Source organism: Pseudomonas sp. 5C2, from assembly GCF_034314155.1.
Classification (GTDB): domain Bacteria; phylum Pseudomonadota; class Gammaproteobacteria; order Pseudomonadales; family Pseudomonadaceae; genus Aquipseudomonas.
Window position 1 is genome coordinate 390,229 of the sequence record NZ_JAVIWH010000002.1, and the last position, 12,515, is coordinate 402,743.

12 protein-coding genes and 1 pseudogene are annotated in these 12,515 nt (G+C 55.4%); 12 read left to right on the forward strand and 1 reads right to left on the reverse strand.

What is annotated here, in order from left to right; genetic code table 11:
- The first annotated feature begins 16 nt into the window (after window positions 1–16).
- The 7 genes and pseudogenes from RGU44_RS02445 (at window position 17) to RGU44_RS02475 (ending at window position 7,151) form a co-directional block, all read left to right on the forward strand.
- Entirely contained in the window at window positions 17–946 is a 930-nt protein-coding gene (locus RGU44_RS02445; RefSeq protein WP_322180110.1) for a chemotaxis protein CheV, read from the forward strand.
- Between the two features lie 54 nt (window positions 947–1,000).
- The gene (cheR, locus tag RGU44_RS02450) at window positions 1,001–1,828 is read left to right on the forward strand and encodes a protein-glutamate O-methyltransferase CheR (RefSeq protein ID WP_322180108.1); all 828 of its coding nucleotides are present in this window, start codon (window positions 1,001–1,003) and stop codon (window positions 1,826–1,828) included.
- Between the two features lie 266 nt (window positions 1,829–2,094).
- On the forward strand, window positions 2,095–2,502 hold the full coding sequence (gene flgB, locus RGU44_RS02455; protein WP_322180106.1) for a flagellar basal body rod protein FlgB: 408 nt from the start codon (window positions 2,095–2,097) through the stop codon (window positions 2,500–2,502).
- Window positions 2,503–2,505: 3 nt separating this feature from the next.
- On the forward strand, window positions 2,506–2,949 hold the full coding sequence (gene flgC, locus RGU44_RS02460) for a flagellar basal body rod protein FlgC (protein WP_322180104.1): 444 nt from the start codon (window positions 2,506–2,508) through the stop codon (window positions 2,947–2,949).
- Window positions 2,950–2,964: 15 nt separating this feature from the next.
- Complete coding sequence (locus RGU44_RS02465) at window positions 2,965–3,663, forward strand: flagellar hook assembly protein FlgD (RefSeq protein ID WP_322215440.1); 699 nt, start codon at window positions 2,965–2,967, stop codon at window positions 3,661–3,663.
- A gap of 28 nt (window positions 3,664–3,691) precedes the next feature.
- On the forward strand, window positions 3,692–5,011 hold the full coding sequence (gene flgE, locus RGU44_RS02470) for a flagellar hook protein FlgE (protein WP_322180100.1): 1,320 nt from the start codon (window positions 3,692–3,694) through the stop codon (window positions 5,009–5,011).
- Between the two features lie 329 nt (window positions 5,012–5,340).
- Window positions 5,341–7,151 (forward strand): annotated as a pseudogene (locus tag RGU44_RS02475) (flagellar hook-basal body complex protein).
- A 39-nt stretch (window positions 7,152–7,190) separates the two neighbouring features.
- Here RGU44_RS02475 and RGU44_RS02480 read toward each other — a convergent pair.
- Entirely contained in the window at window positions 7,191–7,400 is a 210-nt protein-coding gene (locus tag RGU44_RS02480) for a hypothetical protein (protein ID WP_322180098.1), read from the reverse strand.
- Between the two features lie 293 nt (window positions 7,401–7,693).
- On the opposite strand from RGU44_RS02480, the gene RGU44_RS02485 reads away from it, so the two are divergent.
- From RGU44_RS02485 to flgJ, 5 genes are all read left to right on the forward strand, one after another.
- A complete protein-coding gene (locus RGU44_RS02485) occupies window positions 7,694–8,434 on the forward strand; it encodes a flagellar basal body rod protein FlgF (RefSeq protein WP_322180096.1) in 741 nt (246 codons plus the stop codon).
- A 46-nt stretch (window positions 8,435–8,480) separates the two neighbouring features.
- Window positions 8,481–9,269, forward strand: coding sequence for a flagellar basal-body rod protein FlgG (gene flgG / locus RGU44_RS02490; protein WP_219060413.1), 789 nt, complete (start codon window positions 8,481–8,483; stop codon window positions 9,267–9,269).
- A 93-nt stretch (window positions 9,270–9,362) separates the two neighbouring features.
- Window positions 9,363–10,076, forward strand: a complete 714-nt coding sequence (gene flgH / locus RGU44_RS02495) for a flagellar basal body L-ring protein FlgH (RefSeq protein ID WP_322180094.1) — start codon at window positions 9,363–9,365, stop codon at window positions 10,074–10,076.
- A gap of 13 nt (window positions 10,077–10,089) precedes the next feature.
- Window positions 10,090–11,199 carry a flagellar basal body P-ring protein FlgI gene (locus RGU44_RS02500; protein ID WP_219060415.1) on the forward strand — a complete coding sequence of 370 codons (1,110 nt, stop codon included), beginning with the start codon at window positions 10,090–10,092 and terminating at the stop codon, window positions 11,197–11,199.
- A 10-nt stretch (window positions 11,200–11,209) separates the two neighbouring features.
- Window positions 11,210–12,505, forward strand: a complete 1,296-nt coding sequence (flgJ, locus tag RGU44_RS02505) for a flagellar assembly peptidoglycan hydrolase FlgJ (protein ID WP_322215442.1) — start codon at window positions 11,210–11,212, stop codon at window positions 12,503–12,505.
- The last annotated feature ends 10 nt before the right edge of the window (window positions 12,506–12,515 follow it).

A 12,515-nucleotide genomic window follows, 5' to 3' on the forward strand; every position in this document is an offset into this window, starting at 1 on the left:
ATTCAGGAGTAAGGGCATGGCTGGAGTAATGGATTCGGTGAACCAGCGCACGCAGCTGGTGGGGCAGAACCGTCTTGAGTTGTTGTTGTTCCGTCTCAACGGCCAGCAGCTCTACGGGATTAATGTGTTCAAGGTCAGGGAGGTGCTGCAATGCCCTAAACTGACCGTGATGCCCAAGTCCAACCCAGTGGTGCGTGGCGTTGCAAATATTCGTGGGGCGACCATTCCGATCATCGATCTGGGGATGGCAACAGGCGCGAAGGCATTGGAGCGGGGTGTGAATGACACCTTCGTTATCATTACCGAGTACAACACCAAAATTCAGGGTTTTCTGGTGCATTCGGTGGAGCGCATCGTCAACATGAACTGGGAGGAGATCCATCCGCCGCCCAAGGGAACGGGACGCGATCATTATCTGACCGCAGTGACCCGAGTCGATAACCAGTTGGTCGAAATCATTGATGTGGAGAAAATCCTCGCGGAAGTAGCGCCGACTTCGGAAAGTATTTCGGTCGGTGTTGTCGATGAAGAAACACAGGCCAAAGCGCTGACCCTTCGAGTGCTGACCGTCGACGATTCGTCGGTTGCGCGTAAGCAGGTGACACGCTGTCTGCAGACAGTCGGGGTCGAGGTGGTAGCCTTGAATGACGGTCGTCAGGCGCTGGATTACCTGCTACGCATGGTCGAAGAGGGCAAGAAGCCTGAAGAGGAATTTTTGATGATGATTTCAGACATCGAAATGCCCGAGATGGATGGGTATACCTTGACTTCGGCAATCCGCAACGATCCGCGCATGCAAAAAATACACATCATCCTGCATACTTCCTTGTCGGGAGTGTTCAACCAGGCGATGGTCAAGAAAGTCGGTGCCGATGATTTTCTTGCCAAGTTCCGGCCTGATGAGCTTGCCGCTCGGGTAGTTGATCGGATCAACGCGGTGAAATAATCGCCAAAGGGCGCCGCCCTTTGGCTGGACGCAAGATTGTAAGAGGCGGTTTCTTTGTCTACAGGTAATTTGGATTTCGAACAGTTCCGGGTCTTCCTGGAAAAAGCCTGTGGCATTTTGCTCGGAGAGAATAAACAGTATCTGGTCTCAAGCCGTCTCAACAAACTCATGGACCAGCAAGGCATCAAGTCGCTGGGGGAGTTGATTCAGCGAATCCAGGCTCAGCCTCGCAGTGGTCTGCGCGAGCAGGTCGTGGATGCAATGACCACCAACGAAACGCTCTGGTTTCGCGACACCTATCCGTTCGAAGTCATGAAGAACAAAGTGCTTCCAGAGGCGATCAAGGCCAGCCCGAACCAGCGCCTGCGTATCTGGTCGGCGGCGTGTTCTTCAGGCCAGGAACCGTACTCGTTATCGATGACGATCGACGAGTTCGAGCGTAGCAACCTCGGTCAGCTAAAACAGGGCGTGCAGATCATCGCTACCGATCTTTCGGGGTTGATGTTGAACAACTGCAAGACGGGCGAATACGACAGTCTGGCGTTGGGTCGAGGGCTATCCCAAGAGCGTCTGCAGCGTTTTTTCGATCCCAAAGAAGCGGGGCGTTGGGCAATCAAGGCGCCCATCAAGAGCCGGGTCGAGTTTCGCTCTTTCAACCTGCTCGACAGTTATGCAAGCCTGGGGAAATTCGACATCGTTTTTTGCCGCAACGTGCTGATCTATTTCTCGGCGGAGGTGAAGAAGGACATTCTGTTGCGTATCCACAGTACGCTTAAGCCCGGTGGCTACCTGTTTCTCGGGGCATCGGAAGCGCTGAATGGTTTGCCTGAGCATTATCAGATGGTTCAGTGCAGTCCTGGGATCATTTACCAGGCGAAGTGATCGCTGCGCTAAAAAAGAGACCTTAGGGTCTCTTTTTTTACATCAGCTAAACCGTTGCGGCTCTTCTGGGAGGAAGCGGCAATGGCAAGAAAACGGCGCTGTGCTTGCCGCTTTATCCCTTTATAGCGGAAATGCCTTGCCGCTTTTCTGTCGTTGCCGCCCCAGGATAGCTCGCAAACCCTTGATTTATGGCGCTGGCGAAGCTGGCACGCTGATTGCTTTGTGACTGATACGAAATTCAGGTCAGCCGCTAAAGGTTTCCCGACATGAGCATCAGCTTCGATAAAGCGCTAGGCATCCATGAGCAAGCCCTTGGCTTTCGCGCTCAGCGTGCAGAGGTCTTGGCCAACAACATCGCCAACGCCGACACGCCGAACTATAAGGCGCGAGATCTTGAGTTCTCGGCCGTGCTCGCAGCGCAAAGCGATAAAACCAAGAATGGCGCGTTTGGCCTTAAAACGACCAACAGTCGGCACATCGACGCCGAGGGTCTGAGCGGTGGCGACGGCGCGCTGCTGTATCGCACACCTAGCCAACCTTCGCTTGACCAGAATACCGTCGATACGCAGGTTGAACAGGCCAGCTACGCACAGAACGCCGTAGGCTTCCAGGCCAGTTTCACCCTGCTCAACAGCAAATTCAAAGGGCTGGTGTCAGCCCTTCGTGGAGAGTAATTCATGTCCCTTGCAAGTGTTTTTAACATTGCCGGCAGTGGCATGAGTGCTCAGACCACGCGCCTGAACACCGTGGCCAGTAACATTGCCAACGCCGAAACAGTCTCGTCGAGCATGGATCAAACCTACCGCACCCGTCACCCCGTGTTTGCGACCGTGCTTCAGGGGCAGGGCAGCGGCGACAGTGGTTCGCTGTTCGGCAGTCAGGACGAAGCGGGTCAGGGTGTTCAGGTCAGCGGGATCATCGAAGATCCGAGCAACCTCGAGGCACGTTATGAGCCAACGCATCCGTCGGCTGACAAGAACGGTTATGTCTACTACCCCAACGTCAATGTTGTTTCGGAGATGGCCGACATGATCTCGGCCAGCCGCTCGTTTCAGACCAATGCGGACATTATGAATACCGCCAAAACCATGATGCAGAAGGTCCTGACCCTGGGTCAGTGATAAGAGGCGCAGTCGATGACAACTACTAGCAGCGTCGGTCAGTCGGTTCTGGATCAGCTTCAGAAAACGGCAAGCTCAAGCAACACAGGCACCACCAGCAAAACGGGGACTGCCTCACTGGGCAAAGATGCATTCCTGCAACTGCTGGTTACGCAGATGAAGAACCAAGACCCTCTCAGTCCGCAGGACAACACGCAGTTCGTTTCTCAGTTGGCTCAGTTCAGCAGCCTTGAGAGCATGCAGAACCTGAGCAGTACGGTTGATACGATTGCCAGTACTTATCAGTCGTCCCAAGCCTTGCAGGCGTCCTCTCTGGTTGGGCGTTCGGTGATCGTCAGCAGCGGTTCGGCAGTGGTCGATACCACGAAGGGCCTGACCGGTTCAGTGGTCGTCCCGGCGTCGAACTCGTCGACCACGGTCAAAATCTCCGACGCGAGTGGGAACCTGGTCGACACCATCGATCTTGGTGCGCAGGCGGCGGGTACTACCAGCTTTACCTGGAACGGTCAGAACAGCGATGGCACGACTGCGGCGTCAGGTACTTACAGCGTCGTCGCCACAGGTACTGCCAATGGTACGGCTACTGCCTTGAGCACCTATCTGCCAGCCACCGTCAACAGTGTGACGATGGGTGTCAGTGGTGCGGAAATGACGCTCAACCTGGCAGGCGGCAGCAGTGTTGGTTTGTCCAAAGTGCAAACAATCGGAATATAGAGCCGACTAGACGGCAAAGGAGTTGAGCATGTCATTCAATATCGGCCTCAGTGGGCTCTATGCGGCAAACAAAAGTCTCGACGTTACCGGCAACAACATTGCCAACGTTGCGACCACGGGTTTTAAATCGTCCCGTACCGAGTTCCAGGACCAGTACGCTGCTTCGATTCGCGGTACTTCCGGTGGTACCACTGCGGGTAGCGGTGTCACCACGGCCGCCGTGTCCCAGCAATTCACGCAAGGTACTTTGACCACCGGCACCGGCCGCAGCCTTGATTTGGCTATTAACGGCAACGGCTTCTTCATGGTCAGCAATCACGGCGAAAAACTCTATACCCGTGCCGGTGCGTTCTACCCGGACAAGAGTGGTAATGTCGTCGACGCTTCCGGCAACAAGCTGCAGGGCTACGGTGTTAATGCGGCAGGCAATGTCGTGAACGGTGTATTGACCGATCTTAAAATCGACTCGTCGAATCTGGCACCTAGCCCGACAGGTACCGTCACCATTGCGTCCAATCTGAATTCTTCATCGAAACTTCCGACTGTCACGCCGTTCGACCCAAATGACGTGAACAGCTACACCAACACGTTCAGTACGCCGCTCTACGACAGTCAGGGCAACGAGCACTCCATGAGTCAGTACTTCGCCAAGACGGGTACCAATGCCTGGACGATGTACACGCTGGTCGACGGTCGCAATGCATCGAGCCCGGCGACCACGCCGGTAGTGGCTGACTCGATGAACCTGACCTTCAAATCTGACGGCTCGCTGGATACTACTGCGCTGGCTACAACGGGTAACCTGGCTGTCAATGCTGACGGCACTTTTACCCTGAACAACTGGGTGCCGGCTGCGCAAGTGGGTACCACAGGCGTCTGGGCAGGCAACGGCGCTTCGGCCAAGACTGGCGGTGTCAAGCTGGACATGCTCGCGACCACTCAGACCAACTCGGTCTCGGGCGCGATCACCAAGACTCAGGACGGCTATGCAACCGGTCAGTTGTCGGCCATGTCGGTAGACCCTACCGGCAACCTGTTCGCCACCTACACCAACGGTCAGTCCAAGGTCATTGGACAAGTGTCGTTGACCAACTTCGCCAACGTTCAGGGTTTGTCTCCGGCAGGCGGTACTAGCTGGCGTGAAACCTATGCGTCTGGGGTTCCGGTCACGGGAGTGCCGGAGTCAGGCACACTTGGCAGTCTCACGGGTGAAGCGCTGGAAGACTCTAACGTCAATCTGACCAGTGAATTGGTCGACTTGATCAAGGCGCAAAGCAACTATCAGGCAAACGCGAAAACCATTTCGACTCAAAGCACCATCATGCAGACCATCATCCAGATGGCGTGATAAATATGCAGTGATGCAGTGTCGAACGAAGCCCCTTCTTGAAGGGGCTTTTTGTTGGGCGCGATTTGGTATTTCTGTCATTGGTTATCCAGAAGATATAGAAGTTTGCCGTCACGCCTTGAGCGCGATTCAAGTAGATAGTTGCGCCAAGGTTAAGAAGTAAAAGTTATAGCTGATTCCTACTGCATATGTAGAAAATTCCTACTTTCGATAATGCGAGAATAAAAACGCAGAAAGAAACGGGTGGTACTGAAGTTTAAGTATTGCAAAGTTTTACTGCGAAAAAATGCATTAACGAGAGCGTCGTTCAATACGGCACAGGAGTGTTTATGTCATTCAATGTTTCCGTGAGTGGGCTGCACGCTGCCCATAAAAGACTTGAGGTCGCCGGCAACAACATCGCTAACGTTGGGACTCATGGTTTCAAATCATCCCGTGCGGAATTTGCGGCACTGTATTTGAGCGCGCAACTGGGTAATGGTCACAACGCAGTCGGTGACGGTGTTCGTCTGGCTAATGTCTCGCAAAATTTCAGTCAGGGTGGTGTTGATGCCAGTTCGGGCGGGGTTCTGGACATGCGTATACAGGGTAAAGGCTTTTTCGTGGTAAGCGATAACGGAGCGCTGAGCTATACCCGCGCTGGCGCGTTCAAAATGGACAAGAACGATTATATCGTTGATAACGAAGGCAACCGCTTGCAAGGCTATGGTGTAAACGCTAAAGGTGATGCCGTTAATGGGGGGCGGACCGACCTGAAGATCGATACCTCTAATATGGTGCCCAAGGCCACCACTGAAGTTCTCGAAACAATGAACCTGGACTCATCTCAATCCGCACTCTCGGCACTTCCGATTTTTAATCCGGATGATCCAGGTACCTATTCGAAAGTGATCAGCAGAATGGTTAAGGATAAAGGGGTAGACGCGGTTGCGGAGGTCAGGGTCAAGGATGCGCAGGGGAATGAGACAGTGCTTATTCAGGCCCAGCCAGCCATTCCTCCAGTGGAGCATGAACTTAAGCAATACTTCGTTAAAACCGATGCGGATCAATGGGCTATGTACACGCTAATAGATGGGCGTAATCCGGTGGATCACACAGCGACCACACCGCTGAAGGTATGATTACAAAAAAACCGGATGGCAGCCTGTCATCGGCGGGCGAGGGTGAGCATATCAAAAAAACATCCGACACAGAGTTCACCCTGAACGGCTGGAAGCCCGCTCAGCAACTCAATGGTATTTGGGCTGCCAGTCCAGCCTCTAACGACGGATCGATTGTGCTTTCGTTAGACGACGGTGCAATCAATGGAATTGACGAGGGCGACGTCGTGATGGCGCGGCGTGTTCCAATGTTCGACCCTAACGATGTCACGACGTTTAACAAGTCGTTTGCGACCTCGGTTTACGACAGCCTGGGTAACAAGCATGAGATGACTCAATACTTCGTCAAGGATGATACGAACAGCTGGAAAATGCATGTTCTCGTCAACGGTCGAAACCCGGCGAACCCGGAGAAAGCCGATCCAGTCTCGGCACAGATAATCTTCGATTCCTACGGGTCGGTTCAGTCAATGACCGGCAGTCAAGGTCTTGCGGTGGCAAACCGGACATTGACCCTTGAGGGGTGGGTGCCTGCCAAGGTGATTGATGGGGGAACCCGTAACGAAAAATGGGTATCCAACGGTGCCCGGAGCAGTTCGGGTGGCATTGCCATTGACTTGAACAGACTCAGCCAGCATAACGCAGAGTCTGCGCGCGTTTCAGCTCAGCAGGACGGGCATGCTGCAGGCAATATCAACAACATCAGCATCGATATGAATGGCGTTCTGAGTGCGGGCTTCACGAACGGGCTGCATAAGAAAATCGGCCAGGTCACGCTCGCCAGCTTTGCCAATGAGCAAGGTTTGCAGCCGGACAGTCACACCCACTGGCGGGAAACGAACGCCTCAGGCATTGCTAATCTCGATGCGCCAAAAGCCGGTACGTTGGGCAGCATTGTCTCGGGTGCGCTTGAGGGCTCCAACGTCGAATTGACCAACGAGCTTGTGGAACTGATCCAGGCGCAGGTTGCCTATCAGGCCAATTCAAAAGCCTTGTCTACAGAAGCGACGCTGATGCAAACGCTGATTCAGGCGACATGATTCCAGGCATGTCTGCTAGCGCGGTGTCCCTTGGTGCCTTTAGCCAGGGCGTCCTGGATATCGGCAACTCGCATCTCTGTAGGGGCCGCCAATCAGCTTGAATGCCGATTTGGGATTGACCCACTGCTTGCAAATAATCCGTGTCGCGCCTTGCCATTTGTACCAGGGCGCGGTGGCGGCTTGGGCCTGGATCGGGATGAGGATCAGGCTGGTCACAAGTAAAAGAATCAAGCGGGTTTGAAGGGGCATATAAACCTCGTTGGGTACCAATCAAATGGTATCGCGACGAACACATTTTTTATCCCGCTTTTGTTGTTTTCTCCCTCGGTGAGGGTTTTCTGACGGCAATATCCCCATCATTTGGCCAAATGCGGCAGTCCGCCGCCGCGTATGCCCGAGCGGCGCTCTCTGTTTTCGAGTTTTCCTCCGTTAACGCTGGAAAATCAAGATGTTGTGTGGTGAAAGATTAGTTGGTTCGAATATTGCTACAACGTTTTTAAAACAGCTACAGGCGGCAAACGTCTGTCAGGGGAGGAAAGACTGTGGACAAGTTGCTTTACGTGGCAATGAGCGGTGCGTCCGAGAACGCTATCGCACAGAAGGCTCATGCGAACAACCTGGCGAACGTCTCGACCAACGGTTTTCAGCGTGACCTTGAACAGGCGCGCTCAATCCCCGTGTTTGGGGAGGTCATGCCTTCGCGTGCCTATGCCATGAGTGAGCGTCCGGGGACTGATTTTTCGGGCGGTGCCATGGTCGACACGGGGCGGGATCTGGATGTTGCCGTGAAAGGGGATGGCTGGATCGCTGTACAGACCGCAGACGGTGGTGAGGCTTACACGCGCTCCGCCAGTCTGAATGTCGATGCTCTTGGTATTTTGCGGGCTGGCAATGGTTTGCCGGTCATGGGCAATGGTGGGCCGATTGCCGTGCCACCCCAGCAACAAATTGAGGTCGGTGCCGATGGCACCATCAGCGTTCGTTCAATGGGTGAAGGTCCAAAGGTGATGGCGCAGGTGGACCGAATCAAACTGGTTAAGCCTGACATGAAAAACATGGAGAAAGGTGCCGATGGCCTGATCCACACCAAGGACGGCAAGGCTGCCGGTGCTGACGGCACCGTCCAGGTCGAGTCGGGATTTCTGCAAGCGAGCAACGTCAATGCCGTTGAGGAAATGACATCGGTGCTGACGCTGTCCCGTCAATTTGAATTACACATCAAAATGATGAAGACCGCTGAAACAAACGACGAGTCGATGGCTCGGGTCTTGCAGATTAGCTAAACATTGACAGCTTGCGCCGATAATCAGGCGCTCGAGGAGAGAAAGAATGCTTCCGGCACTTTATGTAAGCAAGACCGGTCTGGCCGCTCAGGACATAAACCTGACGACGATCTCCAACAACCTGGCGAACGTATCGACCACAGGTTTCAAGCGTGATCGTGCCGAGTTCCAGGACTTGCTCTATCAGATCAAACGTCAACCAGGCGCTCAGTCGACCCAGGACAGCGAACTGCCATCTGGTCTGCAGTTGGGTACCGGTGTGCGTATTGTCGGGACGCAGAAAAACTTTTCGGCTGGTAGCCTGCAAACGACTGATCAGCCGCTCGATCTGGCAGTTAATGGTCGCGGCTTTTTCCAGATCATGCAGCCCGATGGCACGGTGGCCTACAGCCGTGATGGTACGTTCCACCTGAACAGCAACGGCCAGATCGTGACCGCCAATGGTTACGCCCTGGAGCCAGCGATTGTCGTCCCGGCCCAGGCCCAGACGTTCACCGTGGGCCAGGACGGCACGGTGTCTGTGACCCTGGCAGGCGCCAATGCCACCTCCCAGGTGATTGGTAACTTGCAAACCGCTGACTTCGTCAACCCGTCAGGTCTGCAATCAGTGGGTAGCAACCTGTTCCTGGAAACGGCTTCAAGCGGCGCTCCACAGGTGGGTACGCCGGGGCTGAACGGTTTTGGTACGACACAGCAGAACACCCTGGAAGCCTCCAACGTGAGCACCGTCGAGGAAATGGTCAACATGATCACCACTCAGCGCGCTTACGAGATGAACTCCAAAGTGATCTCCACCGCTGACCAGATGCTGCAGTACGTGACGCAAAATCTGTAAGGCTCTGATAGGCCTGTTCGACCTGTCGATACACCTGATCAATTGGACGGGGTGCCCGGTCGGCACCTGCTACACCGCGAGGTTTTAAGTGTCATGAAACGGCTTCTTGTTCTGCGGCTTTCCGCGCTGATCGCTTCGCTCTGCGGAATCGCTCTTCTGGCGGGCTGCGTCGCGCCCGTGGCCAAGCCCAATGACCCTTATTACGCGCCGGTGTTGCCGCGCACGCCGCTGGCTGCTGCCGCGAACAACGGTTCGATTTATCAGGCTGGGTTTGAGCAAAACCTGTATGACGATCGCAAGGCTTATCGGGTCGGCGACATCATCACCATCACGCTTTCCGAGAAAACTGCAGCGAGCAAGGCGGCCAGTTCCGGTCTGACCAAAAACAGCACTAACAGCATTGGTCTGACGTCGTTGTTCGGTGGCGGGATGACCACCAATAACCCGATGGGCAGCGGCGATCTGAGCATCAACGCTGGCTATAACGGCGCACGCACCACCAAGGGTGATGGCAAGGCAGCCCAAAGCAATAGCCTGACCGGTTCGGTGACGGTGACGGTGGCTGACGTCCTGCCCAACGGTATCCTCGCGGTTCGCGGCGAGAAATGGTTGACCCTTAACACGGGCGATGAACTGGTGCGCATCGCTGGCTTGATTCGTGCTGACGATATCGCCACCGATAACACGGTGTCGTCGACTCGAGTGGCCGATGCACGCATTACATATTCGGGTACCGGTTCGTTCGCCGATACCAGTCAACCGGGGTGGTTCGATCGGTTCTTCCTCAGCCCGTTGTTCCCTTTCTGATCGCGGGATAGACATGCATACGTTCAAGCAACTGATGGCTGCGGTACTGCTGTTATCCACGACACTCGGTGTTCATGCCGAGCGTTTGAAGGACATTGCCAGCATTTCCGGCGTTCGGACCAACCAATTGATTGGCTACGGCCTGGTGGTCGGTCTCAACGGTACCGGCGACCAGACCACGCAGACCCCGTTCACGCTGCAGACGTTCAACAACATGCTGGCCCAGTTCGGTATCAAGGTGCCGAGTGGCTCGGGCACCGTACAGCTGAAAAACGTCGCAGCAGTGGCGATATATGCTGATCTGCCGCCATTCGCCAAGCCAGGTCAGATGGTCGACATCACCGTATCGTCCATCGGTAACTCGAAAAGCTTGCGCGGCGGCAGCCTGTTGATGACCCCCATGAAAGGTATCGATGGCAACGTCTACGCTATCGCCCAAGGCAATTTGGTGGTCGGCGGTTTCGACGCCGAGGGCCGCGACGGCTCGAAGATTACGGTCAATGTTCCTTCGTCCGGGCGTATTCCGGGTGGTGCTTCAGTCGAGCGTTCGGTGCCGAGTGGATTCAACCAGGGCAACAGCCTGACCTTGAACCTCAACCGATCCGACTTCACTACTGCCAAGCGCGTAGTCGACAAAATCAACGACATGCTCGGCCCTGGCGTGGCTAAAGCGCTGGATGGTGGATCGGTGCGGGTGACTGCGCCACTGGATCCGAGTCAGCGGGTCGACTACTTGTCGATTCTCGAGAACCTGGAGATTGATCCGGGTCAGGCGGCGGCCAAGGTCATCATCAACTCGCGTACTGGCACCATCGTGATTGGCCAGAACGTCAAGGTTTCACCGGCAGCCGTGACTCACGGCAGCCTGACCGTGACTATCACCGAAGACCCGATTGTCAGCCAGCCGGGTGCGTTGTCTGGCGGGCAAACGGCTGTGGTCCCGCGTTCGCGGATCAACGCGGCGCAAGAGCTGCACCCGATGTTCAAGTTCGGCCCAGGCACCACGCTGGATGAGATCGTGCGAGCGGTCAATCAGGTCGGCGCAGCGCCAGGTGACTTGATGGCGATTCTCGAAGCCCTGAAGCAGGCCGGCGCGCTGCAAGCCGACCTGATCGTCATCTGAGGAGCTGAGTATGGACATGCCGAAAAGCGGAGTGTCGTCGGCTAGCGACTCAGGCGCTTATACCGACCTGAATCGTCTGAACGCCCTGAAAACGGGGGACAAGAATAGCGACACGAACCTGAAAAAGGTTGCCCAGGAGTTCGAGTCGCTGTTCGTCAGTCAGATGCTCAAGTCCATGCGCTCTGCCAACGAGGTGATGGCCAAGGACAACCCGATGAATACGGCGGCTACTCGGCATTACCAGGACATGTATGACCAGCAGTTGTCAGTGAGCTTGTCCAAGCAGGGTCGCGGTATCGGCTTGCAGGATGTGTTGATGCGACAGCTGTCTAAAACCAAGGGCGCTCATCCCTCTGAACCTGCGGCTGGCAATCTGACAGCTACTACGTCGCTCAACAGGAGCCCGGCTTCGACGGGGTCGGATCAGAACAGTACCGCCTTGGCGACCAATATCGCTCAGCGACCGCTGTGGGCCACGCGGTCGGTTGCGGTGGATCGGTCGCATGCGGCGACTGCCGCTGCTGCTTCGGTCAGCGGTGTCGAGCGCAATGATATGGCAAAGCTCAACCAGCGCCGACTGTCGTTGCCAAGCAAGCTTGCTGACCGTTTACTCGCTGGCATTGTCCCGGCCACCACGGCTGCAAGCGAAAGCAGTGTGAAAAATCGAATTACGGCACCGGGTGCTGCTGGCGACAGCGCTACATTCGCCGGGAACGGCGATTGGACTCAGGACCCGAACCTTTCCCTGGCGGCCCGCGCGCAGGGTCGCACAATAGCTCAGCCACCGCTGGCGCCGGGGGGTAAAGCGTTCAGTAACGCTGACGACTTTGTTGCGACCATGTTGCCGCTGGCCAAGGATGCTGCTGCTCGCATTGGTGTCGACCCAACTGTGTTGGTGGCTCAGGCGGCCCTGGAAACCGGTTGGGGCAAATCGGTCATGCGTCAGCAGGACGGCAGCAGCAGTCACAACCTGTTTGGCATCAAAGCGCAAGGTAACTGGCAGGGCCCGGAAGCGCGGGCCATCACCAGTGAGTTTCGTGATGGGAAGATGGTCAAGGAGACGGCGGACTTCCGTTCTTACGACTCCTACTCCGACAGCTTCCATGACTTGGTCACCCTGCTGCAGAGCAACAATCGCTATCAAGGTGTGCTGAAGTCTGCCGATAACCCGGAACAGTTTGTGAAAGAGCTGCAAAAGGCCGGTTACGCCACGGACCCGGACTACGCCAGCAAGATTTCGCAAATTGCCAAGCAGATGAAGAGCTACCAAAACTACGCGGTAGTGAGCTCTTCCACGACTTTATAAGGCTTGAATC